Source organism: Paraburkholderia sp. 22098 (genome assembly GCF_052045935.1).
Classification (GTDB): domain Bacteria; phylum Pseudomonadota; class Gammaproteobacteria; order Burkholderiales; family Burkholderiaceae; genus Paraburkholderia; species Paraburkholderia caledonica.
Genome location: NZ_JBQEPV010000022.1, coordinates 43566 through 69648, shown reverse-complemented (window position 1 = coordinate 69648; position 26083 = coordinate 43566). Strand labels below are relative to the sequence as shown.

At 63.0% G+C, this 26083-nt stretch carries 25 protein-coding genes and 1 riboswitch; of the genes, 12 read left to right on the top strand and 13 right to left on the bottom strand.

The genetic code is table 11. The annotated features are described in order from the left end of the window. Positions 1 to 30: 30 nt before the first annotated feature. Entirely contained in the window at positions 31 to 693 is a 663-nt protein-coding gene (locus tag ACTJLB_RS30760; protein ID WP_088173673.1) for a UdgX family uracil-DNA binding protein, read from the bottom strand. A 265-nt stretch (positions 694 to 958) separates the two neighbouring features. Between ACTJLB_RS30760 and ACTJLB_RS30755 the strand changes: the two genes are divergently transcribed. After that, positions 959 to 1129 carry a hypothetical protein gene (locus tag ACTJLB_RS30755; protein WP_193610918.1) on the top strand — a complete coding sequence of 57 codons (171 nt, stop codon included), beginning with the start codon at positions 959 to 961 and terminating at the stop codon, positions 1127 to 1129. Here ACTJLB_RS30755 and ACTJLB_RS30750 read toward each other — a convergent pair. Beyond that, entirely contained in the window at positions 1089 to 2243 is a 1155-nt protein-coding gene (locus ACTJLB_RS30750; protein WP_440785489.1) for a GNAT family N-acetyltransferase, read from the bottom strand. The genes ACTJLB_RS30755 and ACTJLB_RS30750 overlap by 41 nt on opposite strands. A gap of 382 nt (positions 2244 to 2625) precedes the next feature. Here ACTJLB_RS30750 and ACTJLB_RS30745 point away from each other — a divergent pair, with 382 nt between their 5' ends. Continuing rightward, positions 2626 to 3891, top strand: coding sequence for an acyl-CoA dehydrogenase family protein (locus tag ACTJLB_RS30745; protein ID WP_440785488.1), 1266 nt, complete (start codon positions 2626 to 2628; stop codon positions 3889 to 3891). Between the two features lie 90 nt (positions 3892 to 3981). Beyond that, complete coding sequence (locus tag ACTJLB_RS30740) at positions 3982 to 4500, top strand: SLATT domain-containing protein (protein WP_440785487.1); 519 nt, start codon at positions 3982 to 3984, stop codon at positions 4498 to 4500. A gap of 10 nt (positions 4501 to 4510) precedes the next feature. Here ACTJLB_RS30740 and ACTJLB_RS30735 read toward each other — a convergent pair whose 3' ends face one another. Then, a complete protein-coding gene (locus ACTJLB_RS30735; protein WP_440785486.1) occupies positions 4511 to 5212 on the bottom strand; it encodes a YceH family protein in 702 nt (233 codons plus the stop codon). A gap of 204 nt (positions 5213 to 5416) precedes the next feature. Here ACTJLB_RS30735 and ACTJLB_RS30730 point away from each other — a divergent pair, with 204 nt between their 5' ends. The 3 genes from ACTJLB_RS30730 to ACTJLB_RS30720 all read left to right on the top strand — a co-directional run bounded on the left by ACTJLB_RS30730 (position 5417) and on the right by ACTJLB_RS30720 (position 7861). Beyond that, entirely contained in the window at positions 5417 to 5989 is a 573-nt protein-coding gene (locus tag ACTJLB_RS30730; RefSeq protein WP_310066837.1) for a lipocalin family protein, read from the top strand. 56 nt (positions 5990 to 6045) lie between these two features. Beyond that, positions 6046 to 6138, top strand: a riboswitch (glycine riboswitch). 168 nt (positions 6139 to 6306) lie between these two features. Beyond that, entirely contained in the window at positions 6307 to 7518 is a 1212-nt protein-coding gene (locus ACTJLB_RS30725; protein ID WP_204521479.1) for a D-amino acid dehydrogenase, read from the top strand. Positions 7519 to 7582: 64 nt separating this feature from the next. Beyond that, positions 7583 to 7861, top strand: a complete 279-nt coding sequence (locus tag ACTJLB_RS30720) for a BON domain-containing protein (RefSeq protein ID WP_408165971.1) — start codon at positions 7583 to 7585, stop codon at positions 7859 to 7861. Positions 7862 to 7882: 21 nt separating this feature from the next. On the opposite strand, the gene ACTJLB_RS30715 is transcribed toward ACTJLB_RS30720, so the two are convergent. Both ACTJLB_RS30715 and ACTJLB_RS30710 read right to left on the bottom strand, forming a co-directional pair. Beyond that, positions 7883 to 9040 (bottom strand): acetate/propionate family kinase, encoded by a 1158-nt coding sequence (locus ACTJLB_RS30715; protein ID WP_440785485.1) that lies wholly within the window; start codon positions 9038 to 9040, stop codon positions 7883 to 7885. A 12-nt stretch (positions 9041 to 9052) separates the two neighbouring features. Beyond that, a complete protein-coding gene (locus tag ACTJLB_RS30710) occupies positions 9053 to 11446 on the bottom strand; it encodes a phosphoketolase family protein (RefSeq protein ID WP_440785484.1) in 2394 nt (797 codons plus the stop codon). A gap of 576 nt (positions 11447 to 12022) precedes the next feature. Here ACTJLB_RS30710 and ACTJLB_RS30705 point away from each other — a divergent pair. Further along, on the top strand, positions 12023 to 12559 hold the full coding sequence (locus ACTJLB_RS30705; protein ID WP_027804599.1) for an ankyrin repeat domain-containing protein: 537 nt from the start codon (positions 12023 to 12025) through the stop codon (positions 12557 to 12559). Between the two features lie 92 nt (positions 12560 to 12651). Here the strand turns inward: ACTJLB_RS30705 and ACTJLB_RS30700 are convergent, their stop codons facing one another. From ACTJLB_RS30700 to ACTJLB_RS30685, 4 genes are all read right to left on the bottom strand, one after another. Next, positions 12652 to 13353, bottom strand: a complete 702-nt coding sequence (locus ACTJLB_RS30700) for an HAD family hydrolase (protein WP_440785483.1) — start codon at positions 13351 to 13353, stop codon at positions 12652 to 12654. A gap of 49 nt (positions 13354 to 13402) precedes the next feature. Further along, positions 13403 to 14440, bottom strand: coding sequence for a phosphogluconate dehydrogenase (NAD(+)-dependent, decarboxylating) (gnd, locus tag ACTJLB_RS30695; protein WP_087754809.1), 1038 nt, complete (start codon positions 14438 to 14440; stop codon positions 13403 to 13405). Between the two features lie 233 nt (positions 14441 to 14673). Next, the gene (locus tag ACTJLB_RS30690) at positions 14674 to 16017 is read right to left on the bottom strand and encodes a sugar efflux transporter (RefSeq protein ID WP_440785482.1); all 1344 of its coding nucleotides are present in this window, start codon (positions 16015 to 16017) and stop codon (positions 14674 to 14676) included. A 183-nt stretch (positions 16018 to 16200) separates the two neighbouring features. After that, on the bottom strand, positions 16201 to 16701 hold the full coding sequence (locus ACTJLB_RS30685) for a hypothetical protein (RefSeq protein WP_310350520.1): 501 nt from the start codon (positions 16699 to 16701) through the stop codon (positions 16201 to 16203). A gap of 309 nt (positions 16702 to 17010) precedes the next feature. On the opposite strand from ACTJLB_RS30685, the gene ACTJLB_RS30680 reads away from it, so the two are divergent. The 3 genes from ACTJLB_RS30680 to ACTJLB_RS30670 all read left to right on the top strand — a co-directional run bounded on the left by ACTJLB_RS30680 (position 17011) and on the right by ACTJLB_RS30670 (position 18870). Continuing rightward, the gene (locus ACTJLB_RS30680) at positions 17011 to 17331 is read left to right on the top strand and encodes a thioredoxin family protein (protein WP_020067835.1); all 321 of its coding nucleotides are present in this window, start codon (positions 17011 to 17013) and stop codon (positions 17329 to 17331) included. Between the two features lie 22 nt (positions 17332 to 17353). Then, on the top strand, positions 17354 to 17773 hold the full coding sequence (locus ACTJLB_RS30675; RefSeq protein ID WP_440785481.1) for a secondary thiamine-phosphate synthase enzyme YjbQ: 420 nt from the start codon (positions 17354 to 17356) through the stop codon (positions 17771 to 17773). A 77-nt stretch (positions 17774 to 17850) separates the two neighbouring features. Beyond that, complete coding sequence (locus tag ACTJLB_RS30670; RefSeq protein WP_440785480.1) at positions 17851 to 18870, top strand: class I fructose-bisphosphate aldolase; 1020 nt, start codon at positions 17851 to 17853, stop codon at positions 18868 to 18870. Positions 18871 to 18957: 87 nt separating this feature from the next. Here the strand turns inward: ACTJLB_RS30670 and ACTJLB_RS30665 are convergent, their stop codons facing one another. Next, the gene (locus ACTJLB_RS30665; RefSeq protein WP_020067838.1) at positions 18958 to 19251 is read right to left on the bottom strand and encodes a hypothetical protein; all 294 of its coding nucleotides are present in this window, start codon (positions 19249 to 19251) and stop codon (positions 18958 to 18960) included. 116 nt (positions 19252 to 19367) lie between these two features. After that, positions 19368 to 21521, bottom strand: coding sequence for a hybrid sensor histidine kinase/response regulator (locus ACTJLB_RS30660; protein ID WP_408473337.1), 2154 nt, complete (start codon positions 21519 to 21521; stop codon positions 19368 to 19370). Between the two features lie 282 nt (positions 21522 to 21803). Here ACTJLB_RS30660 and ACTJLB_RS30655 point away from each other — a divergent pair, with 282 nt between their 5' ends. Together ACTJLB_RS30655 and ACTJLB_RS30650 are read left to right on the top strand one after the other, a co-directional pair. Continuing rightward, positions 21804 to 23414, top strand: a complete 1611-nt coding sequence (locus ACTJLB_RS30655; protein ID WP_440785479.1) for an FAD-dependent oxidoreductase — start codon at positions 21804 to 21806, stop codon at positions 23412 to 23414. A 136-nt stretch (positions 23415 to 23550) separates the two neighbouring features. Continuing rightward, the gene (locus ACTJLB_RS30650; protein ID WP_020067841.1) at positions 23551 to 23721 is read left to right on the top strand and encodes a hypothetical protein; all 171 of its coding nucleotides are present in this window, start codon (positions 23551 to 23553) and stop codon (positions 23719 to 23721) included. Between the two features lie 71 nt (positions 23722 to 23792). On the opposite strand, the gene ACTJLB_RS30645 is transcribed toward ACTJLB_RS30650, so the two are convergent. Together ACTJLB_RS30645 and ACTJLB_RS30640 are read right to left on the bottom strand one after the other, a co-directional pair. Continuing rightward, positions 23793 to 25841, bottom strand: coding sequence for an AI-2E family transporter (locus ACTJLB_RS30645; protein WP_440785478.1), 2049 nt, complete (start codon positions 25839 to 25841; stop codon positions 23793 to 23795). A 51-nt stretch (positions 25842 to 25892) separates the two neighbouring features. Next, on the bottom strand, positions 25893 to 26072 hold the full coding sequence (locus ACTJLB_RS30640; RefSeq protein ID WP_440785477.1) for a DUF2934 domain-containing protein: 180 nt from the start codon (positions 26070 to 26072) through the stop codon (positions 25893 to 25895). Positions 26073 to 26083: the final 11 nt, after the last annotated feature.

The following is a 26083-nucleotide window of genomic DNA, read 5'->3' as shown; positions in this document are numbered from 1 at the left end:
ATGGCGCGGCCAGACCCTGCCGGCGCGCGTTTACCTGTGCCGTTGCGAGAGTTTCCTCGCGTCCTGTAGCGCGGCGACAATCGCCGCATAGGCGCGGTGTCGCGTCTCGGGATCGGGCGCACGCAGTGCAAACGACGGGTGATACGTTGCGATCACCAAACGGCCGCCATGTTCGATCACTTTGCCGATCGCATCCTGCAAGCGCGATTTGGGATCTTCGAGCACGGCCCTCAACGCGGTCGCGCCCAACGCGACAATCACGTGAGCGCCCACGCTCTCCAGTTCCCGATCGAGCCAGTAATGGCATGCATCCACTTCGCGTTGCGCCGGCGTTTTGTGCATGCGGCGCTTGCCGCGAGGCGTCCACTTGAAATGCTTGACCGCGTTGGTGACATAGACTTCTTTCCTGCCGACGCCGGCTTCAACGAGCGCGTCGTCGAGTAATGCTCCGGCGGGTCCGACGAAGGGCAAGCCTTGCAGATCTTCCTTATCGCCGGGCTGTTCGCCGACCATCATGATCGGCGCGCGGCGCGGGCCGGCGCCGGGCACGCCTTGCGTGGCGTTGGCCCAAAGCGGACAGCGGCGGCATTCGTCGAGCGTCGCCGGCTGCTGGTCGGGATCGACTTCGGGCTGCGCCGATGTTTCGTCCTCGGCTGCCGGCGTGCGTCGGGTTGTTCGCTTGGTCGTCACCATGGTTCACTGCATCGCGTTTTTGTGCTGCTGACACCGTGGCGAAGCAAACCGCATTCCGGTCGTAGTGGAGCACTGCGGGAGCACTGCGCCGAGGGCAGGCGCGCAATGTGCTTGGAGTTAGTCCCGCTGATCGCATATGGCGGCGGTAGCCTTTCTGCACACGCGCCCGCCGTTTCAGGGCGATGCCAGCGGCTCATCGGCGCGCACGGTAAATTCTGCAACGCAGACGACCGGCGCCATCGGCCGAAAATTACAAGGAGAAACGATGACTCTGCTTATCTACCTCGCCGGATGGATCATTTTCATTGGCGGCGTCGCATGGGGATTGACGGCGCTACATGTCGCGCAGCACGTGATCGCGATCGTGGCCGTGATTCTCTTCGGTATCGCCGTGATCACCGGCGCGACGCGAGCGCGGAATCGGGACCGGTCGTAGCGGTTTGAGCCGGCCCGCTCGCGCGGGCCGCGAGTGCGCGGGCGAACCGGCGCGCCCGAATCGCCAGCCATCCCCAGTGCGAGTTGACGATCTGCGTGGTCCATGCCGTCGACGCTTCGCCGCGCGCCCAATAGGCCTTGAAGCGCTCCGCGCCGACGCCGAAGTCAAGATCGAAGCCGTTGTTGAACGCCCACTTCACGCATTCTTCGACCGCGATCAGACCGGGACAGCATTTGCCATAGTAGGGATCGTAGCCGGCAAAAATCGCGCTTGCCCAAGGATTGCCGAGACTCACGATAATGCCCGCCACCGGTGACTCGTTCAGCGTGACGACGATCAGGCGCGCCATCGAAGGCACGTCGGGCGAATAAATCAGCTTGCCTAGAAAGCGCTCGAATTCCGGCGAGTCGAGCCACACGCTGCGTTTGCCGACGCGGTCGCTCCAGCTGCGCTTGCAGTTGAACATCCATTCGATGATTGATGCGGTCTCGCCCTCGTCGGCCGGATCGACGACGCGCACGGCCACGGTGCCTTCTTTCGACAGACGCCTGACGAAGCCGCCCGGCCGTTTGCCGAATAGCGTGCCAAGCGACCGGCAATACTCGTCCCACGTGCCCTGCCCGCGCAATCGCGCAGCGGACGCCTGGTGAGGGTCGGAGAACAGCACCCGGCGTTCGCGCGACACGAGCTTGTGAAGATCGAGCGTCTCGCGAACATACGGCATGTGAATGAAGTCCGCGCCACAGCGTCGGCGCGCCATGTTCCATGCGCCTTCGATCAACGCCGGGGCCGATGCGTCATCCGCAACCAGCACGCTCGTGTAGTCGCCGCCCTCGGGTCCGAGCGGCACGAGGTACGTCCATAACGCACGCTTGACTGTTTCGAGCGGCCAGATCATGACAAGCTGCCCGTCTTCGCGGCAGACGATGCATTTGAGCATGCGTCCGTGCGGCTTCGACACATGCTGCCATGCGAGCCAGCAGTAACTGAACGATTGATAGTAGTAGCCTTGCGCACGCGTCCACAGCGCGTCCCATTCTGGCTGCAGCGCGCGGAATTGCGCTTCGTCGGTGATGATGTCGTAGCGCCGCGTGCGATGCGTGGTCTCGTTCATGCGGTCTCACAGAGTGCCCGATACGGTTGGCGCTTTTGCACCCGTTCTGCTGAGCGCTGTACGGAGCGGGCGCAAGCGGCCGCCCGGGCTCAAGCAGGTATGGCGGTTATGGCGGGTATCGCGCTGGTATTGCGAGCATGCACCGCACGCCTCGCAGCGTGTGTGCGGGGCCGCACGCTGCGCGGGTCGTGAGTGCGCCGCGAGCGTGGGGACTACGCGGACCATCAGGACAAGTACGGACCATACGGGCCATGCAGCAGGAATGCGACCGAGCCATTTCTCTCCCGCTGCTAAGAATCGGCCAAATGCTTCGTTGCTCGCAGCGCATGTCATGCCGTACCGTTGACGGATTGCGCATTGCGCGCCTCACTACGGAGAATCCATGTCCGCGCCCACATCGCATGCCGAGCCGGCCTCTGCGGCCGGCATTGCCGACGCCGCCCAGCTTTTCGACGACAACGCGCTGACCCGCCGTTTCGCGCCGGTCTTCGCACGCATCGCGCAAGGCGCGGTGCATCGCGAACGCCATCGCGAGCTAGCCTACGAACCCGTGCAATGGCTGCGTGAAGCCGGCTATACGAAGCTGCGCGTGCCCAAACAATATGGCGGCGAAGGCGTGTCGTTGAGCGAATTCCTCGCGCTCGTCACACGCCTTGGCGAAGCCGACTCGAACCTGCCGCAGATTTTGCGCGTGCACGGCGGCTTCATCGAATCGCTGCTGGAATATGGCGACGACGCGCTACGCGACCGCTGGCTCACCCGCGTCGCGCAAGGGCAGATAATCGGCGGCGCAGTGGCCGAGCGCACGGCCGGCACGAACAACAGCGTACGGCTGACGCAATCCGCCGGCGCGTGGCATCTGGACGGAGAGAAGTACTACACCACGGGCACGCTATACGCGGATTGGGTGGACGTAACCGCGTACGACGGACAAAGCGACGTGCGCGTGCTGGTCGCCGCCGACACGCCGGGCCTCGAGCGTATCGACGACTGGGACGGTTTTGGCCAGCGTCTGACGGGCAGCGGCACCGCGCGCTTCAATCATGTACCTGTCGCGCGAGAAAACGTGTACCGGCGCTACGACGCGTCGGCGCCGCGCCGCAACAGTGTGCTCACCTCGTACTACCAGGCCCTGCACGTCGCGAATCTGGCTGGCATCAGCCGTGCCGCGCTGCGCGATGCAGTGGCCTTTACGCAGGCTAAGACGAGAACCTTCGGTATCCCAGGCGAATCGAGTCCGCGCGACAATCCACTCGTGCATCGCGTCGTCGGCCGGCTTGCGAGTCTCGCCTATTCGACGCAAAGCGTTAGTGCGTCGCTCGCGCGCGCCATCGACGAAGTATTGGTTGCGCGACAGGAAGGACGCACCACCGAAGACACCTACATTCGCCTCGACATTCAGACCTTTCAGGCGCAGCAGATCGCGATCGAGCAGACCTTGCAGGCCGCCACGCTGCTGTTCGAAGTGGGCGGCGCATCGGCGACCAGTGAAACGCGGCGCTTCGACCGCTACTGGCGCAATGCGCGAGTGCTCGCGTCGCACAACCCGGCGATCATTCGCGAGGCCGCCATCGGCGACTTCTACCTGAATGGCAACGCGCACAACGAGCGCTTCGCCGTTGCCCGGCCGGCAGCCGTGGCCGCATGACCGGCAGCGCGCCAGGCCGCGCTTTCATGTGGCACAGTAGCGTCAGTGCATGCGCGCGGCGCGCGGCACGCAACTGCCCTGACGAGCCCCATGAAGAATCTGCCAGCCTATGAGCCGCCAGTCGATGAACAGCAACTGTTGCTGAAATGGATCCGGCGAGCGCGCGAATCGCAAATGAGCCACTACGACATGGCCGATCTGTTGTCCGCACGTGATCGTAAGCTGGGCTGGCTCGTTACCGTGCTGGCCGCGTTCGTGGGCACGGCGGTGTTTGCATCGCTGAACACGAACGCGGTCTCGCTGGAGATCAGGATTCTGGTCGGCCTCGTGAGCGTGATCGTCGCGGTGTCGTCGGCGTTGCAGACGTATATGCGTTATGCGGAGCGCGCAGAAAAACATCGCGCCGCAGGGGCGCGTTATGGCGCGGTGCGGCGGCGGCTCGAATCGGTTTTTGCGGGCGACGCCGACGCGCGCGACGGCCACTATCTGACCGCGATTCGCGACGAACTCGACCGGCTTGCACAAGACTCGCCCAATGTGCCGCCGCGCAACTTCTACCGTACTCAGCGAGCGTTATCCGCAGATCCGCGGCGCGGCACCGAAAGCTGAGCGGCCGGCGTCAGGCATCCAGATCGTTCGCGTCGATGCCTAGCTCGGCTGCCATGCGCCGTACCACTCCCTGAAGACGGTTGACCTGATCGGCAAGCCGTTTCTGCTCGGCCTTCACCGCTTCGAACGCGGACAGCGGCACGGTATCTTCCTCGCCGCCGCCCGGCTGCGCGAACTCGCTCAGGTTCACTTCGCCGCATAGCAGATGCATCCATCTGTTTTCGCGCTCGCCCGGCGTGCGAGGCAGTTTGACGACACGCGGCGGATCGTTCGCGGCGAGCTCGTCGAGAAACGCCTCGACCGACGAGATATCGGCAAAGCCATGCAAGCGCGCGCTGTTCAGGCGCAACTCCGCCGCCGTCTGCGGGCCGCGAAGCAACAATGTGGTCAGCAACGCCGCGGACTGGCTCGGCAGACCGAGCACGCGATTCATGTTGTGCTCGAAGCGCGGCACACGGCTGCTACTGCCTTCCATCACGGGGCTTAGCCGTTTCAGACCGTCGAGCGCCGTTAGTACTTCTGCCTCGGTCGCGTTCATGACAGGCGAGCGGCCGGTCTTCTGATTGCAGCCCAATGTCAGCGCATTGAGCGAGAGCGGATAACTGTCGGGCACCGTGTGCTGCTTTTCGACGAGCACGCCAAGCACGCGCCCCTCGAGCAGGGTCAATGCGCGGATGGCGGGACGGGACGGAGCGTCGGGAGTCGAGTTCATTTGATGTAGCGGCATGTGCCGGTGTGGTCGTGGATAACACGCCTTACCATCGCTCTGCGAGGCGGCACTTTTCTCCTGGTGGGCACTATGATAAACGGCCCGCGCCTTGACGACGTATGAATCGCCGCGACGGACTGCGACGCGTGAACCGGCGCTGGGCACGAGGTCTGCTTTCTCATCGTCTTTCTCGACACGGAGTGTTTAATGCCAATGCGTTCACAGTCGGTCCTGCGCGTGAGCGCCATCTCGCTCGCGGTGGGCGCCGTGTGCCTGCTCGGCGCCTGTGCGCTAAACCCAGGCGGCAAGAGCGGCAATGCGAGCGTGCCCGAGCCCGCCAAGCCGGTCGACCTCGGGCGCTATCTGGGCCGCTGGTACGAACTGGCGCGCTACGAAAACCGCTTCGAAAAAGGCTGCGAGGCGGTGACCGCCGACTACGCCGCGCGTGAAGACGGCCTGATCGACGTGACCAACAGTTGCCGCAAGGGTGGCGTTGAAGGCCCGCTCGACGCCTCGAAGGGGCGCGCCAAGGTGATAGCCGGATCGAACAACGCGAAGTTGAAGGTGTCGTTCTTCGGCCCATTCTTCGTCGGCAATTACTGGGTGCTGGACCACGCCGACGACTACAGCTGGTCGATCGTCGGCGAACCGAGCGGACGCTATCTGTGGATTCTGACGCGTGAAGCGAAACCGGTCGCCAGTGTGAAAGACATGTTGATCGAGCGAGTGCGTGCGCTTGGCTACGACACGTCGATGTTGCGCATCACGCAGCATACGTAACGCGCCAGAAAACACTTGCCGGAAGAAATTTTGCCCGGTATCGTCGTGGCGTTCTGCAAAGCAGCGCGGGAGAGATCGTCCGAAGCCAGGGCGACGCCGACGGAGCAACCGCCCCGGAAACTCTCAGGCAAAAGGACCGCGCAGCAGGAACATCTGGAGAGCGGCGCCGCGCGCGCCCACCGAAGGGGATTCCCGCGCACATACAGCGCTTTCGCGCAGCGCGGGAAGAAACTCTCAGGTACATGGACAGATGGGGCATCGGCACCGGTTTCGTACGAAATCGGACCCGGTGATGCTCAACTACTCTGGACCATGTCATGTCACGAATCGCCATTATCGGCGCCGGCATTACCGGCGTCACGACCGCACACGCCCTCGCCCAATGCGGCCACCACGTCACCGTGTTCGAACGTCACCGCTATGCAGCGATGGAAACCTCGTTCGCCAACGGAGGCCAGCTGTCCGCCAGCAATGCAGAAGTGTGGAACAGCATGGCCACTGTTCTGAAAGGCCTGCGCTGGATGTTCACGCGCGACGCCCCGCTGCTGCTCAATCCCGTGCCCACGTGGCACAAGTATTCGTGGATGGGCGAATTCCTGCGGCAGATTCCCCACTACCGCGCTAATACCGTCGAAACGGTGCGGCTTGCCATCGCCGCGCGCGAGCATCTGTTTTCGATCGCCGAACAGGAAGGCATCGACTTCGATCTCGAACGGCGCGGCATTCTGCACGTCTACAAGACGCGCAAGGAGTTCGACGCGGCGGCCAAGGTGAATGACCTGCTGCGCGAAGGCGGACTCGAGCGCAGCGCGGTGACGGCGAGCGAAGTGCAGCGCATCGAGCCCACGCTGCACGGCGATTTTTACGGCGGCTTTTTCACGCCGTCCGATTCGACTGGCGACATCCACAAATTCACGCGCGGTCTCGCCGATGCATGCGTTCGCCACGGCGTGCAGTTTCATTACGATGCGGAAATCATGTCGATCGAGCAACCCGCCGAAGGTCGCTTCTCGCTCACTGCCCACCTCGAAGGCGAGACGCAGCGCTTCGGGTTCGAGCGGATCGTCGTGTGCGCCGGCGTAAAAAGCCGTGATTTTGCGGCGATGCTCGGCGATCACGTGAACGTGTATCCGGTCAAAGGCTATTCGATCACCGTGTGTCTCGACGATGCAACGAGCAGGCAGCGTGCACCGTGGGTTAGCCTGCTCGACGACAGCGCGAAGATCGTGACGAGCCGGCTCGGCGCCGACCGTTTTCGCGTCGCGGGCACGGCGGAGATCAACGGCTTCAATCGCGATATCCGCTCCGCCCGGATTGCTCCGCTAGTAGACTGGACGCGGCGGCATTTCCCCGAGGTATCGACCGCGCGCGTCATTCCGTGGGCTGGCTTGCGGCCGATGCTGCCGAGCATGCTGCCCAAGGTCGGGCGCGGAAAACGGCGCGGCGTGTTCTACAACACGGGGCACGGCCATCTGGGCTGGACGCTGTCGGCCGCAACGGCACAGGCGGTGGCGCGCGCGATTGAGTAGCGTGCCGCCACGAAGACGCGGCATCTGCTAGTGTTGTGCAATCCGCGTCTTGACCTTGAAAACCATGGCTCATTCGGGCTTTCCCAATCCGGACAGCGCCGTCCCCGACGGCGCGGACGGCGCGCGTCTGAGCGACGAGCAGATTGGCGCAGAGGCGACGCGGCGGCTCGCGTGGGACGCCGCGGTTCCTGAACGTACGATCACGGTGGAAGTCAGCAACGGGCGCATCGTGCTCAACGGCGAACTCGAACACGACGCCCAGCGAATCGCGGCGCTCGAAGACGTGACGCGCCTGTTCGGCGTCGCGGGTGTATGCGATCGACTGGTCGTGAAGCACCCGTGAGCAGACCAAGATCCAACCGGCTCAACCTCGATCGGCACGCAGCAACGCGCGGCAATGCCTCGCGATCTGCTTCTCTTCTTCGGTATGAAGCACCCTCACCTTGCCCGAGACGTCGCCTTCATGAAGGCCGAGAAACGACAGCCCTTCGCAGATCCGTTTGCGCATCTGCACGCTGTGTTCGCCGATGCCGCCGGTGAACACCAGCAGATCGATGCCGCCCAGCAAAGCCGCATATCCGCCAATGGTTTTGCGCACCGCGGTCGCGAACGCGTCGAGCGCCAGTGACGCATGCGGGTCGCCCGCCGCCGCGCGTTGTTCGAGCGCCTGCATGTCGCTCTCGCCATCGGCGTAACCGGCCAGGCCGCTGTGCCGGTTCAGCAGCGTTTCCAGCCCGTTTGCGTCCAGTTTCTCGACTCGCATCAGATATAACAGCACGCCCGGGTCGAGGTCGCCGCAACGCGTTCCCATTGGCACGCCGCCGGTGGGCGTCATGCCCATCGACGTATCGACCGAGCGGCCGTCGCGCAATGCGCACACGCTCGAACCGTTCCCGAGATGCGCGCACACCACCCGCGCCGGCAACGCGGCGCCAAGCTGGGCGACGAGCGATTCATACGACAGCCCGTGAAATCCGTAGCGAATCACGCCGGCGTCCAAATAGCGCCGCGGTAACGCGAGTTGCGCGGCACGCGGAGGCAGCGTCGCATGAAAAGCGGTGTCGAAGCAGGCGAAGTGCTGCGCGCCGCCGAAAATCTTCTGCGCTTCGTCGATCAGATCGAGCGCGGGCGGAATATGCAGAGGAGCGAAATGCACTGCATCCTGCAAGCGGCGGCGGACCTCGGGCGTCAGCCGCTGATGCGAGCGTAAGTGCGGGCCGCCGTGCACCACACGGTGGCCCACCGCCGTCGGTTGCTCATGATGTTGCTGGGCGAGCACGGTGGAAAGCTTTTGCAATGCGTCGGTTTGCGACTCCAGCACATGCTCCTCCTGGACGAGCACGCGCCCGTCGGGAGCCGCGATCCGCAAGCGGCCGTCGCGGCGGCCGATGCCTTGTGCGCTGCCTTCGAGCAGCAGCGATTCGTCGTGGCCGGAATGCTCGAACAACCCGAACTTCAGCGACGACGATCCGCTGTTCAGCACGAGAATGGTATGCGGCGAAGCGCCGTCCTGAGTGGTCATAACGGGCCTCGCTCAGCTTTTCCACGTCCAGTTGCGGATTTCTTCCTTGTCGATGCCCTCGGCATGCGCGTAATTCAGATGCTCGATAATCTGGCCGCGCAGCCAGTCCTTCGCATGGTCGCCGACACCGCGCAGCTTCGGCACGCGGTCGATCACGTCGATAGCCAGCGAAAAACGGTCCACCTGATTGATGATCGCGAGTTCGAGCGGCGTGTTGATGTTGCCCTTCTCGTGATAACCGTGCACATGCAGGTTCTCGTGGTTCGTCCGGTTGTAGGTCAGCTTGTGAACCAGCGACGCATACGAATGGAAATTGAAGATCACCGGCTTGCTCGTCGTGAACAGCGAATCGAAGTCGCGGTTCGTCAGCCCATGCGGATGCGCATGCTCGGGCATCAGCCGGAACAGATCGACCACGTTGACGAAACGGATTTTCAGATCCGGGAAACGCTCCTTGAGGATCTCGACGGCGGCGAGCGCTTCCATCGTTGCGATGTCGCCCGCGCAGCCGATCACCACATCCGGCTCGGCACCCTGATCGGTCGACGCCCAGTCCCAGATGCCGATGCCCTTCGTGCAATGCGTAACGGCTGCATCCATGTCGAGATACTGCAGGTGCGGCTGCTTGTCGGCGACGATCACGTTCACGTAGTCGCGCGAACGCAGGCAGTGATCGGCCACACTGAGCAGGCAGTTCGCGTCGGGCGGCAGGTAGATTCGCACCACGTCCGGGCTCTTGTTCGTCACCACGTCGAGAAAACCGGGGTCCTGATGCGTAAAACCGTTGTGATCCTGGCGCCATACGAGCGACGTGATCAGCAGGTTGATCGACGGCACCGGCTGACGCCAAGCCAACTCGCGCTTCGCTTTTTCCAGCCACTTCGCGTGCTGGTTGAACATCGAATCGATCACGTGCACGAAGGCTTCATAAGTGGCGAAGAGTCCATGCCGCCCTGTCAGCACGTAACCTTCGAACCAGCCTTCCAGCGTGTGTTCGCTGAGCATCTCCATCACGCGGCCGTCCGCCGACAGTGCGCCGCCGTCCGCGTCGCCGGGGTCGCCCGCCGCGAGCCACGTCTTGCCCGATGCTTCGTAGATGGCAGTCAGCTTGTTGCTTGCGGTTTCATCCGGCCCGAACACGCGGAAGTTCGTCATGTTGTTGCGCATGACATCGCGCAGAAACTCGCCAAGCACCTGAGTCGGCGACGTGTATGCGGACGCGGGCTTTTTCACGTCGACCGCATAGTCGCGAAACGCGGGCATGTCGAGCGTCTTGCATAGCGCGCCGCCGTTCGCATGCGGATTGGCGCTGATGCGGCGCGCGCCCTTCGGCGCGAGTTCGCGCAATTCTTCGACGAGGCGGCCGGAAGCGTCGAACAGCGCTTCAGGCTGATAACTGCGCAGCCAGGCTTCTACCAGTTTGACGCTCTTGCTGTTCGTCACGGGATCGGCAATCGGCACCTGATGCGCGCGCCATGAGCCTTCCACCTTGTGGCCGTCGACTTCCTTGGGACCGGTCCAACCTTTCGGCGAGCGCAGCACGATCATCGGCCAGCGCGGCCGCGTCGGGTCGTTGTTATCGCGTGCATGTTGCTGGATCGCGCGGATTTCGCCGACGCACTGTTCGAGCGTGGCCGCCATCTGCTGATGCATGACCTCGGGATCGTCGCCTTCGACGAAATACGGCTTGTGTCCGTATCCGGTAAGCAGCGCTTCGAGTTCTTCGCGTGGAATCCGCGCGAGCACGGTCGGGTTCGCAATCTTGTAGCCATTCAGATGCAGAACCGGCAGCACAGCGCCGTCGCGAATCGGATTGAGGAACTTGTTCGAATGCCACGACGTGGCGAGCGGACCGGTTTCGGCCTCGCCGTCGCCGACCATTACCGCGACGATCAGGTCCGGGTTATCGAATGCGGCGCCGTAACCGTGCGACAGGCTGTAGCCCAGTTCGCCGCCTTCATGGATGGACCCGGGCGTTTCGGGCGTGCAATGCGAGCCGATGCCGCCGGGAAACGAAAACTGACGAAAAAAGCGCCGCATTCCGGCTTCGTCTTCACTGCGGTCCGGATAAATCTCCGAATAGTGTCCTTCCAGATAACAGTTGGCGAGCGTCGCAGGCGCGCCATGGCCCGGACCCGAAATGAAGATCACATTCAGGTCGAGCTTCTTGATCAACCGGTTCAGATGCACGAGCAGAAAGCTCTGCCCAGGGTCTGAGCCCCAGTGTCCGAGCAAACGATTCTTGATGTGCTCGGGCTTGAGCGGCTCGCGCAGCAACGGGTTGTCGCGCAAATAGATCATGCCGGCGGACAGATAGTTGCACGCCCGCCAGTAGCGGTCCATGTTGCGCAGCGTATCGGGGTCTAGCGTTTGCGGCGGGGTGGGACGGGAGGTTGTCTCAGCCATGGCGTCACTCCTCGTAAGGACTGTCAGGCAGGTTGACGGAGGTTGCGAAGCTTCGCGGATGAGCGTCATGCGTTTGACATGACAGCCGCGTGGTGCGTAGAGCGCTACTGGAAGATAGTTTGCCGTTGCGCGCCGGTCGCCAGCGGTGTGACCGCATGCACGCATCATCGTTCGGGACTCTTTGCGAAAGCTTGATGCTGGTCAAGACTCGCCGTCGCCGCGCATCGCGCTGCAAGTCTTACGCCAGCCTTGCTGCAGGTATTGCGCGAAACGCTTAAGCTGTGGACCGCGACGACCACATCTCGTTGTTCCCGTCACATTGCAGTGTCGTCTGTTCGCTTATTCGTTCTTAACCATACACATTGATCATGCCGACACCCAACCGTTTTAAAGCGCCGCTCGTTCTTCTTGTGACGCTTGTGCTGCTGTGCGCGGGCGTGGCCGTTCTGGTTGGCGTGTTCGGCTTGCTGGTGAAACTTTTCGGCGCCGTTTAGCAACGCGCGGCGCCTGCACAATCTGTGTATGCTGCCGATGTTCATGCGCCGAGGCGCGCGGCTTTATTGCAAGGAGATTTCATTGACTAACCCAGCCGACCCGTCCCCTCCTTCCCCGCAACCCATCGACCCGCAGTTGCTCGAAGTCGCGCAGCAGGTGTTCGATCTTGCCCGTGCCGGCGACGCCGCGATGCTCGCAGCGGTGATCGAAAAAGGCGTGCCGCCGAATCTGCGCAATGACAAAGGCGACAGTCTGTTGATGCTCGCGAGCTATCACGGACATGTCGATGCCGTGCGCACGCTGCTCGAACGCGGCGCAGATCCCGACCTGCGCAACAATAACGGGCAGACGCCTCTTGCAGGCGCGGCCTTCAAGGGCTTCGACGCTGTGGTCGAAACCTTGCTCGCGCACGGCGCCGACGTCGAAGGCGCATCGCCCGACGGACGCACTGCACTGATGGTGGCCGCGATGTTCAACCGCACGGCGATCATGGACATGCTGATCGCGCACGGAGCAAACCCCAATGCACGCGACGCCAGCGGAACGAGCGCACTCGATGCGGCCGGCAGAATGGGCGCCGCGGATGCGCAAGCGAGGTTGAAAGCGCAAGACTCGTGATGCACGCGATGCTCGATCGGCGACGCATTACGGCATGCGCGGTGCGCCGCGCGCGATCGCTGTCCAGATAACGGACAGCGCATTCGCAACGCTTAGGTCTTCCCGGCCAGCAGCGATTCCACATCGAGTTGCGCGAGATCGCCGATCCGCTCGATAGTCACATCCGCGGGCGGATTGCTCGATATCTCCTTGGGGTCAAAAGCGTAATGCCCCTGGCGCGGGAACACCGTGGTCAGCCTGTTGCCCCAGACTTTCTTCATTGCCGTGAGAATGCGCAACTTGTCGTCGACCATTACGTAGTGGCGCGCCGGGTAGCATTCCATCACCTGATCGAGCATGAGCTCTTTGTGGATGTAGATCAGCACGCGGCCCTCCACCTCTTCCCACAAGCCGGAACGTGCGACCTTGCGCGGCTGGAACACAACGTCGCCATCCGACAGAATCACCGTGGGCCCGCGTTTCGCCACGTGCTGCAACGCGTCCAGCGCGCCTGGATAGAGCCGGTTGGCGAACGGATAGTCGATCAGAAACGACGACATCAGCAAGAGCCGTGTGTCTCTTGGATGCTCGGTGCGGTAACGCTGCAACGCGCCAAGATAGTCCGCGTAGCCGAGCTCGCCGCGCAATTGCTCGAAAATCTCCCAATAGCGGCTACTGTTCTCAGTGCCGAACTCGCGCATCATGTGGGCGCGCAAATCCGATAGCACGTGGTCGTTGTCGAGCAACGTGTTGTCGCAGTCGAACAGGAACACGATGTCGTGCGGCGCGCTTTCAGTGGGTTGTGTGGCTTGCATGTGCGGCTCCATGAGATCGGCTGTGCTGCGAGCCGGAGGATCGGGACGATCAGCCCTGCTGGCTGCCCGACGGCGCAGGCGGTTTTTCGGCATGACCGCCGAAGTCGTGGCGCATGGCCGACAACACGCGGTTTGCAAAGTCCGCTTCGCCGCGCGAACTGAAACGCCCGAAGAGCGCCGCGCTCAACACCGGCGCAGGCACGCCCTCGTCGACGGCCGCCGCCATCGTCCAGCGTCCTTCGCCCGAATCGGATACGCGTCCTGCGTAGTTCTTCAGATCGGCGTCGCCAACCAGCGAACCGGCGATCAGGTCGAGCAGCCACGAGCCGATCACGCTGCCGCGCCGCCACACTTCGGCGATATCGGCCAGGTTCAGATCGTACTGATAAAGCTCCGGACGCCGTAGCGGCGAAGTCTCGGCATCTGCGTCGCGAGCGTGCTTACCGGCGTCGGCATGACGCAGAATATTGAGGCCCTCGGCATAGGCGGCCATCAAGCCGTATTCAATGCCGTTATGAACCATCTTGACGAAGTGCCCCGCGCCTATCGGGCCGCAATGCAGAAACCCCTGCTCGGCCGTGCTGCTGCCCTCGGTGCGTCCCGGCGTGGCAGGCGCGGCCGCTGCGCCTGGCGCAAGCGTCGAGAAAATCGGCTCCAGCCGTTGAACGACCTCCGCTTCGCCGCCGATCATCAGGCAGTAGCCGCGCTCGCGTCCGGCGACGCCGCCACTGGTGCCGACGTCCACATAGTGCAGTTTGCGCTCGGCCAGCTGGGCGCCCCGGCGGATGTCGTCGTGGTAATAAGAATTGCCGCCGTCGATCACGATGTCGCCCGGTTCCAGCAACGGCAGGAGCTTGTCGAGCGTGCCGTCGACTACGGCGGCGGGCACCATCAGCCACACCGCACGCGGCTTCTCGAGTTTCGCCACGAGATCTTCGAGCGACGATGCGCCCATTACGCCTTCCTGCCCGAGCCGCTCGACGGCAGCGGGCTGCACGTCGAAGGCGATGCATTGTTGACCGCCCTTGGTCAGCCGCCGCACCATGTCGGCGCCCATACGTCCCAATCCAATCATGCCTAGCTGCATTTCACCGCTCCCGAAAGTGCTTCGTGACGCTGCCTGGTTCAGTTAGATGATCATGATGCGATTGCTGCAAGTTCCGGCGATTCCGCATTGACTGATCCGGTTGCGTTGACGACAGCAACCGCGTCCATCGCAAGAACGATACGCCTCATTGCAGAGGTTTTGTGCGGCGTAAAGTTCCTCGCGTTCAGCTCGTTGCAAGCTTCGGCTGCGAGTGCGATGCGTGGCACCGCAGATCAACGCTCACGGCCGCCGCGCAGCGAGCGCCCCTGTTGAAGCTTGCCGTATTGCGTACGAGCGAAACGCCGCACCGCTCGCCACATCAGCGGATAGCGATAACCGGGTACGGCAAACAGCACGAGCGCGCACAACGCCAGCAAGCCGCAGAAAAGGAAGGTTCCTCGATAGCTGAAAGCCTGCACCAGCAAACCGGACAACACGCCCGACAGAATCGAGCCTACCCGCGCCGCGTTGAAGAAAAGCGCCGTGGCACGCCCCGGCGAATGCGGCATCAGATCCTGCACGTACGTCATGCCGAGGCAAGAAGTCACGGCCACCACGAACGCGTTGAGAATCTGCATCGGTATCAGCACATGCACGTTTCCAGCGAGCGACATCGCGACGAAATACAGAGCGTGAACCGCCGCGCATGCCGCCAGCCAGTTCGGCTTGTGCAAGCGGGAAGACTTCGCGCCGAGCGCGAGCATCATCGGAATTTCGGTCAATGCGCCGAGGCCGAGCATCACCGACACGTCCAGATGCGTGCCGCTCAGACCATGCACGATGTAAAGCGGCAACACGATCATCGTGGCGTTTGCGGCGAGCCCGAGCAACGTCAGCGCCGCGACCGCGCGGCCGATATCGTTCGCCGATGCTACGCCCGGCAAGTCTTCGTGCGCGTCTTCGCCCGGCTCGGTCAGCGGCGGTACCGTGATCGACGAAGACGGCTCCGAGGCAGTGTCCTGCACCGTGTGATCGCCGAGATGGCCCTGCGGCTCGCGCATGCGCCAGACAATGGCGGCGCACGCGGCGAAGCTGGCTGCGGCGAACAGGAAGAGCCCGTAAAAACTCGTTGCCGCCAGCACCAGCGCGCCCACCGACGGCCCGAACACCCACGCCGCCGAGAGAATCGTGCGCAGCGTCGCACTTGCGAACACGCGCTCGGCCGCGTCGGGCACGGGCAGCGCGGCACGGCTGAACGAGAACACCATTGAAATGGCCGAACCGCCGGCGCCTATGAAGACAATGCCGACGACGAGCAACAGCCGGTAGTCGCGCACCACGCATAAACACAGGTAACCGAGGGCGGCGAGCACCAATGCCGCCAGCAGCAAAGGCCGATGCCGGCCGCTCGCGTCGCTCCAGCGGCCGGCAAAGGTACTCGCCAGCACGCCGCTTGCCGCAATCAGCGTCATGAACACGCCGAGCCGGAACGGCGTCATACCGGCGCGCTCGACACCGAATAGCGACAGATACGGAGCGGTGAACGACATGGCCACGCCCAGCATCAGCGTGGCGGCGGCGAGCGGCTTGAAGCCGGGAATGTGCAGCAGACCAAAAAAACGTGAGGTTTTCAACACGGGCGGCTGTGGGCTCAGAGCAAGCAAGCCTGCAAGGCGCGGCGCGCGCGACAGGCTTCGTGGCGGGAATGACGGGGCATTATCGGCCGCGCGTGAGGGCGCGTAAAGGCGCGGGGATGTATCCCAAATTTGTGGCGGCGACCGTTATGCCGGATAGCGAGCTTACCGGGCCGCCCGCCCAAGTTACTTGCCGTCGTTCGCGCGCATCTGCTGCGCGAGCGCCTTGTAGTCGTAGGTCGGATAGAACTCGGTGCGGTAGCCGCCCCACGCAGTCGTCTCAATCGCGCGATTGACCTCGCGCAAGCGGCTCGCGGGCACACGCAGGGTGACCACCTGACCGATGCCCATCATCACGTACCACGACACCACTTCTATGCCGGGCGGCGGGAAAGTCTTGAAGAAACCCTGTGCGCGCAATTGCTCGTTGATCTTGGGCAGCGGCCTGGATTCGTCGTGGCGCAAAAAGATCGTCAGCAGAAAAGTGTCGTCGGGTGCGTTGGCGGCGCGCGCGGCGGACGCCGCAGCCGGTGTCTCCTGCGACGCGGCCGAAGGCGCAGACGTTACATCCGCGCCGTAGCCTGGCAGCGCGGCCGCGAGCGAGCATGCGAGCATCGCGCACTTCACGCCGCGGCGTAACTTTGCAGGGAGTCCAACGGACCGCTTGACGATCAATGCTGATGGCATGACATGCCTCCATGACGGTTGAACCTGCGCGTCCACGCGTTGGCTCCCGCTCACCGGGCCCATGCGTGGTAGTCGAGGCCAGACGCTAGCAATATCTACTCCCGCAGGCGCCCCTCACCCGGTTCGAAGCATGACATAGCCAGCTTTTCGGGCGCCCGCCCAGCTTGTACGGTTGTGTCAATGCCCGCCCCGCCGACTCCCGAACCAATAGCTGGTACTCTTATCAAACCAGAGTGCGGCGCGTGTCCGCGGCAGCGGACGCGCCTTTCCAACCCCCGAGCGCATATTTGAACCCGCAGCGGAGCACGCATGGCAATCCGGACGCCTTATTCCACCAAAGCCCCATCAAGAGCCGAAATCGACGCGCTGCCAGGCGCCACCGTCATCGAGTTCGGCACGGACTGGTGTGGCTACTGCCAAGGTGCGCAGCCGTCCATTGCAAAGGCTTTCGAAGCGCATGCCGGCGTCAGGCACCTGAAGATCGAGGACGGTCCCGGCCGCCCCTTAGGCCGCTCGTTCAAGGTCAAGCTATGGCCCACGCTGATTTTCATGCGCGACGGCACTGAAGTAGCGCGCGTCGTTCGCCCAGGGAGTGTCGAACAGATCGCCGACGCGTTCGCGTCGCTCTGAACCGGAGTCGAGCACTTTCATCATGCGACAGGCCATCCACCATCTGAGCGTCAAGGCGCCCACTCGCGGACTCGTCGAATTCACCGATGAAGCCCGCCGCTTCGTCGCGGTGCAGGACATCGACACCGGACTGCTGACGCTGTTTTGCCGTCATACGTCGGCATCGCTGCTGATTCAGGAGAATGCCGACCCGTCGGTGCAGCGGGATCTCGAGCGCTACTTCGCGAACCTCGCGCCCGAAGACAAGCAACGCTACGAGCACGACGCCGAGGGCCCCGACGACATGCCTGCGCATTTGCGCACCGCATTGACACAGGTTCAATTGAGCATACCGGTCGAGCATGGGCAGATGGTGCTCGGCACGTGGCAAGGGCTGTATCTGTTCGAGCATCGGCGTCACACGCAGCATCGCGACATCGTGCTGCATCTGATAGGCGAATAACGCAGGTCATGCAGCGGCCGCCAATGCGCCGCGGCCGCAGTTTTCCTTCCGCAACCGGAACAAAGGGAGCACATCTCATGGACACCCGTAGCGAACTGCAAGCCACCGTCGACGCAATGGTTCAGCCCGGCAAGGGCCTGCTCGCCGCCGACGAAAGCGGCCCCACCATCGCCAAACGCTTCAAGACGATCGGACTCGACTCCACCGAGGAAAACCGCCGTGCGTATCGCAATCTGCTGCTCACCACGCCGGGCCTCGGCGAATTTGTGAGCGGGGTGATTCTCTACGAAGAAACGCTCGGCCAGAAAGCGGACAACGGCACGCCGTTCCCCGAGGTCGCTGCGAAGAACGGGATCGTGCCGGGCATCAAGGTGGACCTCGGCAAGGTTGCGCTTGCTCATGCTCCAGGCGATGAAATCACCGAAGGCCTCGACGGCCTCGCGCGCCGCTTCGTCGATTACAAAAAACAAGGCGCGCGCTTTGCAAAGTGGCGCGCGGTCTACAACATCACGGCCAATCTGCCCAGCCGTCTCGCGATAGAAGCGAATGCGGACTCGCTCGCGCGTTACGCCGCGATCGCGCAGGAAGCGGGCATCGTGCCGATCGTCGAACCGGAAGTGTTGATGGACGGCGACCACACGATCGAGCGCAGCGCCGAAGTGACCGAGGCGGTTTTACACGAGGTGTTCGTCGCGCTGCAACGGCATCGCGTCGTGCTCGAACATATGCTGCTGAAACCGAGCATGGTGATCGCCGGTTCGGAGAGCGCGCGGCAATCGTCCACTGCGGATATCGCCGCTTACACGGTGCGGATTCTGAAACGCACCGTGCCCGCGGCCGTGCCGGGCATCGTGTTTCTGTCTGGCGGGCAGTCGCCTGAAGAAGCGACCGCGAACCTCGGCGCAATGAATCGCCTCGGGCCGCTGCCGTGGAATCTGAGCTTCTCGTATGGACGTGCGTTGCAGGAGCCGCCGTTACAAGCCTGGAAAGGCGCGGCAAGCAACGTCGAGGAAGCGCAGCAGGCATTACTGAAGCGGGCGCGCCTGAACAGCGCGGCGGCACTCGGCAAGTACGACGCGTCGCAAGAAAAAAATTAGTCAGTCAGGCCGCGCCGGTAAAGCATTCGATTCGTGAGACGCCTGTAGCGCATTCGCGCTACAGGCGCTCACTTGGAACGCGGCGTTTTATTGCCCTTTCGTGTCGCTGCTTGCGTTCGCGCCCGGCATGTTGGTCGTGTCGGTCGCGGGCTTCGTGGCCTTCGACTTCGACGAGTGCTTCTTCGACTTCGAATGCGACATAGCGCCCGATGACGTAGCGTCACCGCCTTCGCGCGTGGAAGCATTCGCGCCACCGGTCGTGGCCGGGTCGTTGCCGGCCGGGCCGCCGCCAGCCCCGCCGGATCCGCCCGCACCTTGCGCCATGGCAAGCGTGGAAGCCGTGAGCAATGTGGAAATAAGCAGTGCCTTCTTGATCTTCATGACTGTTCTCCTGTCGGAATGGACGCGAAATGGAAGCGGATTGCGCGCGTAGGCGAGCCAGGCGCGCATGCCTCGTCAGGAGTTCAGCAAGGGGTGTGCCTCAAGATTGCAACGCATTACGGTTCGCAAGCCACCAGCGCGTGCAGTTCCTCGATGTTGAATGGCTTCGCCAATATGGCTACGCCGAGACGGCGCGCGCGTTCGAGTTCGTCCGCGTAGCCCGTCATTAAAGCGATCTTCTGCGTGGGCCATGCACTGCGCACTTTTTCAGCCAGGTCGATGCCGTTCAGCTTGCCTGGCATCTGAATGTCCGACAACACGAGTTCAAAGCGCTCGCCACCGGTCAGGACGTCGAACGCCTGATCGGCGGTGGGCTCGTGACGCACTGCGCAGCCGAACGTTTCCAGCACGGCCGCGACGCCCGCTGCGACGTCTTCGTTGTCTTCCACGAGGAGCACCATGCCCGCGTGCTGCAGCGCTGCCTGTTCCACCACTTCTTCTTTCACGGCGCGCGCCTGGCGGCGTTCGCGATAGCGCGGCAGATACATGCGCACCGTCGTGCCGCTGCCGGGCACGCTGTCGATCTTCGCGGTGCCGCCCGCCTGTTCGCACATAGACAGAACCTGCGCCAAACCGAGGCCGGCGCCCGAGCCGCTGAGTTTGGTCGTGAACAGCGCCTCGAACGCGCGCCGCGCGACTGATTCGGGCATGCCTTCGCCGTCGTCGGAACACGCGATCAGCACGTACTCGCCATCGGGTAGCAAGGTATCGCTGCCGACCAGCCGGTTGTTCTGGCAACGAATCACGAAGCGTCCGCCGCGCGGCATCGCGTCGCGTGCATTCACCGCCAGGTTCATGATCGCAAGTTCGAGGTCGGTCGGATCCGCGAGCACGTCCCATACGTCGTCGACAATGCTGAGCGCCAGTTCGATCTGATCGCCGAGCGCCGCCTCGATGAGCGGCGCCGCGCCAGGAATCCACTTTTTCAGGTGGATCGGCTCCTGCTTCAGCGGCTGCTTCTTTGCGACGCTCAAAAGCCGGCGCGTGAGCGATTCCGCAGTCGCGGTGGCGCGCTGAACCGCCGTCATTTCCTTTTCGAGGTTGTTGAACCGCTTGAGACGGGCAAGCTCGATATTCGCGGAGACGACCATTAGCAGATTGTTGAAATCGTGCGCGACGTTCGCGACCAGATTGCCTAGCGCGCCCATGCGCTGCAATTGCCGGCTCGAAGCTTCCGCAGAAAGCCGCATCGCAACCTCGCCCTGCCAGCGCTCCCACGCGACGCGCTCGCCGTCGAGTTGACGCAGCGAGTAAAGCACGAGTATCCAGATTGCGATACACGGCACCGCCGTCAGCGCGGCGATCACCATGAAGTGCTGGCGCCACGCGTCGACGATCGCGCCTGTTGCATAGGCGCTGGACACATACAACGGATAGTCGCCGACCCGGCGAAACGCGACGAGCCGCTCACCGCCGTCTTCCGCCGATTTGACGCGTACGTGGCCGGACAACTGCTTGTCGCGCAACGCGGAGGCAAATGCGTCGGACGCACTATCCGCCACGCCTGCCGGCAACGGCGGATAGCGCACGAGCAGATTGCCGTCCTGACGATAAAGCGCCAACGCGAGCGATGAATCGCCGTTAGTGAGTTCGCGATAAAAGCGCGAGAAGTACTCGTTGCGCAACGCGACCGACACGACACCGAGGAAGTTGCCGTCGGTATCCGTGCGGGCGATGGTAGTGTTGAACACGTCCGTTTGCGATAGCGGGCCGAACATCGGCAACGAAAAGTACGGATGCGGGCGCATCGCTCGCGCGGAGACGAAGTCTTCGCGATGACCGATAGAGATGCCGGTTGCCGGATACGCACGGCTCGACACGAGCAGATCGCCGTTCACACCGATCAGGTTGATGGACGCCACTTGCGGAAAGTCCCCGCCGATTTCGCGCAGGGCTTTGTGCAACTGCGCGTCATGCGCACGAAGCTGCTTATCGTCTTCGTCGCCGATCAGCTCGACGATGCGCGAAGCCATCTGCTGATTCAGGTCGAGCACCTTGACCGCCTGCTCCTCGGTCACACGTACAAGCCGGTCGATCATGTCGTTCGAATCGGCTATGCGCCGCTGGTAATCGAAATAACCGTAGCCGGCGAGGCATGCAAGCGGGAAGAGAATCGAAACAGCAAGCACAACAAGTAACACACGCCGAGTCGCCGCAAAATTGCGCGACGGCATTGGGACATCAACTGCAACTCGCTCCGCACGCTGCACGGCCAACATCTCCACAAAAGTCTGGGGAAGTCATCTGATTCGTCGCACGTATCGTGCCTTCTGATCGTGCGCTATTTCCTTAAAAGGAATCTAGCGTACTTTCCGACCATTCACATAGCGAGAAGCGAAGAAACGAGAAATGTTTTTGCATGGACTGGATTTAGCCGATGTCGGGCACGGCAATTGCTCGTTCATGTAGCACTTTTCTTATTCTGGTCCTGTGGCCTCGGCGCGCGATCCTACCGCTGCGGGCCGCATCAGACAACGCCTCAAGGAACCCGCATGCCCACGACCGCAGTACACGTCGCCCAGCTTTCGCAGCTACGCGAGGACCGGGCACAACGCGTCGTAGTGGGTGACGAAAAAATCCTGCTGGTCCGCGACGGCGACACCGTGCGCGCCTATTCCGCCGACTGTCCGCACGCAGGCGGGCCGCTCGAGAAAGGCGCGTTGTGCCGCGGCCGGATCATTTGTCCGTGGCATAAGGGCACGTTCGACGCATCCACCGGCCAGGTGCTGGAGCCGCCGCCGCTCGTGCCGCTCGAACGCTATGCGGTGATCGTCGACGGCGATGACGTGATGGTGACACCGGGGAAGCTACCGAACGAAACAGAGCTTGCCCGCACACAGCAGCCGCATTTCGCGGTAATCGGCGCGGGCGCGGCCGGCGCCGCGGCTTGCGCGGCGCTGCGCGAGTATGGCTTTAGCGGGCGCATCACGCTGATCGGCGACGAACCGCACGCGCCTTACGATCGCACGTCGCTCAGCAAGTTTGTCCCTTCCGCGGAGATGTCCCCCGCCGATGTGCCGCCGCTTCTCGCTCACGAGTGGTTCGAGCAGCACGGCGTGGAACGGATCGTCGCAAAGGTGGTGCGCCTCGATGTTCCCAACCGTACCGTTCATCTGGAACCCGGTGGCGCATTGACCTACGACACCGCATTGCTCGCGACCGGCGGTGTGCCGAAAGTCCCGTCTATTCCTGGCTGCGAGCTTGGCGGCGTGTATGTGCTGCGCAGTCTCGCCGACGCCACGGCGATCGTCGACGCGCTTGGGGACGGGCCGACCGACGAACTCGCGACCGACGCCCCGTCTACCGCCGCGACCACCTCCACTCGGGTAGCGATTATCGGCAGCGGTTTCATCGGACTCGAAACCGCCGCATCGCTGCGCAAACGTGGCGTCGAAGTCGCCATTATTTCGCCGGACAAGGTGCCCTTTGCGAAGCAGTTCGGTGAACGCATGGGCGCGATGTTCCGCGCGCTGCACGAAAGCCATGGCGTGAAGTTTTATCCGGAAGCGAAGGTCGCCTCGCTCGAAGGGGAAGAAGGCAGCGTGCATGAAGTGATGCTGGAAAGCGGCGAGCATATCGCCGCCGATGTCGTGCTGTTGGGCACAAGCGTGACGCCGGCCACCGGCTTTGTCGAAGGATTGCCATTGCAAAAGGACGGCGGCGTGATCGTGAATGCAGGTATGCAGGCCGCGCCCGGTCTTTACGCCGCCGGCGACATTGCGATGTTCCCGCTGCGCGAGAACGAAGAGCCGCTGCGGATCGAGCACTGGCGAGTAGCGCAACAGCACGCGCGCATCGCCGCGCAAAACATGTGCGGTGCACGCAACCGTTATGACGGCGTGCCGTTTTTCTGGACCTACCACTTCGGCAAGACGTTTGAATATCTCGGCCATGCAAGCGACTGGGACGAGCTGGTGATCGACGGCGACCTGGATAGTTACGAGTTCGCTGCGCTTTATGTGAAGGACGACAAGGTTCTCGCCGTGCTCGCGTGTGAACGCGACGCGCAGACCGCGCACCTGATCGACGCCATGCGCCGAGGTCCGCTCACGCGCGCCGACGCATTGCGGATTGTCGGGCGCGAGTCGTGCAGGACAGTCTGACGCAAGCCGATGTTTAGCTCATGGAGCGCTCACCTTTCATTCAACTCTACATGCCGATGTAAAAAGCACCCCAAGCAGGCCGTGCGAACAGCATGGCCGTCCACCCATCACATCCATCAGCTCAAGGAGGAGCGTCATGGCAGAACCCAAGGAACAGCATCCGAATGCCGACAAGACCGAGAAGCAGATCGACAAGGAAGTCGAGGACACGTTTCCGGCGAGCGACCCGCCCTCTACCGGCGGCACGACGAAAATCGTGACTGACGACGAAGGCAAGACCTCAGAAGGCGGAGCCACCGGCAAGTAAGCACTGCTCCAACGACAAACGCCCGACGCGCAAGCGCCGGGCGTTTTTTTGCCTGCTTTTCCAGTGCTTTTCTAGACGTCGGCGACTGCGAGCGGTTCACCGCTTGTCGTGCTGGCGCACATGCGGCAAGCCGCCAGCATCTCCTGCAATGAAGTGACATAGCATTCGGCGCCCATTGCGTTTTGCAGATCGACGCTCCACTTCTCGAGATCCTCGCGCGCCCACAGTCCGACGATAATCGACGCGTTCGGCAAGCGTGCGCGAATGCGCCGCACCATGTAGCGCAAATGCGAGGGCACACCGTCGATCCGCAAATAGACGATGCAGACGACGCCCACGTCGTCGGCATCCATCTGCTCGATCGAGGCACGTGAAGCGGCCTCATGCGGTAGCGCGCGTGCAGTGAAACCATGCTTGCCGAGCAGTTGCAACAGAATGGTCGACGCCAGAGGATCGAGCGGGCCCCGCCCGGGAATGCACAAGACACGTTGATTCGCTGCGCGCGGCGGATCTTCAGCTTCCTCCAGCGCATCTTCAGCGGCTTGTTGAGCGCTATCGTCGCGCGGCCCTTGCGCGGCACCACGCGACATATGGTTTGCAAACAACGCATGCATGCCCGCCGATGCAGCCGGCGCGATATGCGACGGCGCCACCGGTCCGATATCGGTGCCGGCGTCCTCCCCCAAAAGCCGCGGCGGCTGCTCGTCCGGATAACCGTCGAGTCCATCGATCAGATCGTTCGTGGTGGACTCGATGCGCGCGAGCTGCACCGAGGTGACGCTGCCGCGCACGACGTCGTTGGCGGCGAGTTGCAGGCCTGGGATCGTCACCTCGTCGTAGTATGCCGACAGCGAACGCTCGCGCAGCAGAAGTTCCGCTTGCGCGAGCGCTTCGTCGGGGTCGCCTGCGAGCACACGTTGATAAAAATTTTCGACGGGCGTGAGCGCGGGCTGGTCGCCCAGCATCACGTCGAGAAATTCCAGACGCCTGATATGCCGGCCGAGCACGAGCAGGCAGAGCGTCAAAGGCGTCGACAGGATCAGACCGATTGGCCCCCAGATCCAGCTCCAGAAGATCGCCGCCACGACGACCGAAAACGGCGAGAGTCCGGTGCTGCGTCCATATAGCAGCGGCTCCACGACCTGACCCACCAGCAGTTCGACCGTCACGAAAAGCGCTATGGACCAGATCGCCATGTCCCACCCGGGGCTCACCGCTGCGGCGAGTGCGGTAGCAAGGCCGCCCGCGATCCAGATACCGACATACGGCACGAGCCGAAGCAACGCCGCGAGGATGCCCCACAAGATCGGACTCGGTACGCCAATCAGGAAAAGCCCCGCGCCGATCACGACGCCGAGCCCCGCATTCAATCCAAGCTGCGAAACGAAGTAGCGGCTCAGGCGCCGCGCTGCTTCGTCCATCACAGTAGTGGTGCGATGCAGATCGCGCGAGCCGAACAGCCTGATCGCGCGATCGCGAAGATCGTCGCGTTGCAAGAGGATCACCACCATTACGACGAAGACGATGAACGCCGTCTCCAGTGGACTGATTGCCGGCGACAACACGCGGCGCGCGAGTTCCAGCGGCGTCGGTACCGGCTCGCGCACTTCGACAGGAACGGCGGCAGGCGCCCGGCCATCGGAAGAAGACGCATCGCGCCGCGGCGCGGGCGGCGTCGGTTCAACGGTGGCACGCTGCAGCGCCTGACCCGCGGCTTTGGCGAAGCGATCGAGCTTGCCTACGGTCAGCGTATGCGCGGCTTCCATCTTATGCTCGATGGTTGCCTGATAGCGCGGCATGCCGGCCGCCAGGTCGGTCAGTTGCATGGCGATCACCGCGCCGAGCACACCGATCACCGACACCGAGATCACCACAGCAGCAAACACCGACGCGACATGGCCGAGCTTCAAACGGCCCAGCGACTTCACAAGCGGCGCGACGAGAAAGCTCAACAGAATTGCGAGCGTCATCGGAATCAGGACCGCTCGCGCGAAGTACAGGCACGCTACGAGACCTGCGCCGACAGCCAACGCGATCAGCGCATCCAGACCGAACGCGGCAGGCGGCGCGTCGATGCGCGTGGGATGCCTGCCGCGTGACGGTTCAGGAAAGTCCTTCATGGCGATGCGTGCCGCTTGTGGTTATCTGTTGTAGTGCTCCCTTGCATGTGCTTATTTTTTCGGATCTTCCGCAATCGGCCCGCTTTCCACTGGCGGCGCTTCCTTCTCAATCTCGCTGCGGGCCTGCTCCCAGTATTCGTCGGGTGTGCACTTCGGCTCCGACGCCTGCTCCCACAGGTAATAAGCACGCATGCGAATCTGTTCCTCCTGAGAGGTCTGCTCCTGTTCCATTTGGTCACCTA

Coding starts and splice junctions, on each gene's coding strand:
- ACTJLB_RS30760 (WP_088173673.1), bottom strand. CDS start 693: ATGGTGACGACCAAGCGAACAACCCGACGCACGCCGGCAGCCGAGGAC.
- ACTJLB_RS30755 (WP_193610918.1), top strand. CDS start 959: ATGACTCTGCTTATCTACCTCGCCGGATGGATCATTTTCATTGGCGGC.
- ACTJLB_RS30750 (WP_440785489.1), bottom strand. CDS start 2,243: ATGAACGAGACCACGCATCGCACGCGGCGCTACGACATCATCACCGAC.
- ACTJLB_RS30745 (WP_440785488.1), top strand. CDS start 2,626: ATGTCCGCGCCCACATCGCATGCCGAGCCGGCCTCTGCGGCCGGCATT.
- ACTJLB_RS30740 (WP_440785487.1), top strand. CDS start 3,982: ATGAAGAATCTGCCAGCCTATGAGCCGCCAGTCGATGAACAGCAACTG.
- ACTJLB_RS30735 (WP_440785486.1), bottom strand. CDS start 5,212: ATGAACTCGACTCCCGACGCTCCGTCCCGTCCCGCCATCCGCGCATTG.
- ACTJLB_RS30730 (WP_310066837.1), top strand. CDS start 5,417: ATGCCAATGCGTTCACAGTCGGTCCTGCGCGTGAGCGCCATCTCGCTC.
- ACTJLB_RS30725 (WP_204521479.1), top strand. CDS start 6,307: ATGTCACGAATCGCCATTATCGGCGCCGGCATTACCGGCGTCACGACC.
- ACTJLB_RS30720 (WP_408165971.1), top strand. CDS start 7,583: ATGGCTCATTCGGGCTTTCCCAATCCGGACAGCGCCGTCCCCGACGGC.
- ACTJLB_RS30715 (WP_440785485.1), bottom strand. CDS start 9,040: ATGACCACTCAGGACGGCGCTTCGCCGCATACCATTCTCGTGCTGAAC.
- ACTJLB_RS30710 (WP_440785484.1), bottom strand. CDS start 11,446: ATGGCTGAGACAACCTCCCGTCCCACCCCGCCGCAAACGCTAGACCCC.
- ACTJLB_RS30700 (WP_440785483.1), bottom strand. CDS start 13,353: ATGCAAGCCACACAACCCACTGAAAGCGCGCCGCACGACATCGTGTTC.
- gnd (WP_087754809.1), bottom strand. CDS start 14,440: ATGCAGCTAGGCATGATTGGATTGGGACGTATGGGCGCCGACATGGTG.
- ACTJLB_RS30685 (WP_310350520.1), bottom strand. CDS start 16,701: ATGCCATCAGCATTGATCGTCAAGCGGTCCGTTGGACTCCCTGCAAAG.
- ACTJLB_RS30680 (WP_020067835.1), top strand. CDS start 17,011: ATGGCAATCCGGACGCCTTATTCCACCAAAGCCCCATCAAGAGCCGAA.
- ACTJLB_RS30675 (WP_440785481.1), top strand. CDS start 17,354: ATGCGACAGGCCATCCACCATCTGAGCGTCAAGGCGCCCACTCGCGGA.
- ACTJLB_RS30670 (WP_440785480.1), top strand. CDS start 17,851: ATGGACACCCGTAGCGAACTGCAAGCCACCGTCGACGCAATGGTTCAG.
- ACTJLB_RS30665 (WP_020067838.1), bottom strand. CDS start 19,251: ATGAAGATCAAGAAGGCACTGCTTATTTCCACATTGCTCACGGCTTCC.
- ACTJLB_RS30655 (WP_440785479.1), top strand. CDS start 21,804: ATGCCCACGACCGCAGTACACGTCGCCCAGCTTTCGCAGCTACGCGAG.
- ACTJLB_RS30650 (WP_020067841.1), top strand. CDS start 23,551: ATGGCAGAACCCAAGGAACAGCATCCGAATGCCGACAAGACCGAGAAG.
- ACTJLB_RS30645 (WP_440785478.1), bottom strand. CDS start 25,841: ATGAAGGACTTTCCTGAACCGTCACGCGGCAGGCATCCCACGCGCATC.
- ACTJLB_RS30640 (WP_440785477.1), bottom strand. CDS start 26,072: ATGGAACAGGAGCAGACCTCTCAGGAGGAACAGATTCGCATGCGTGCT.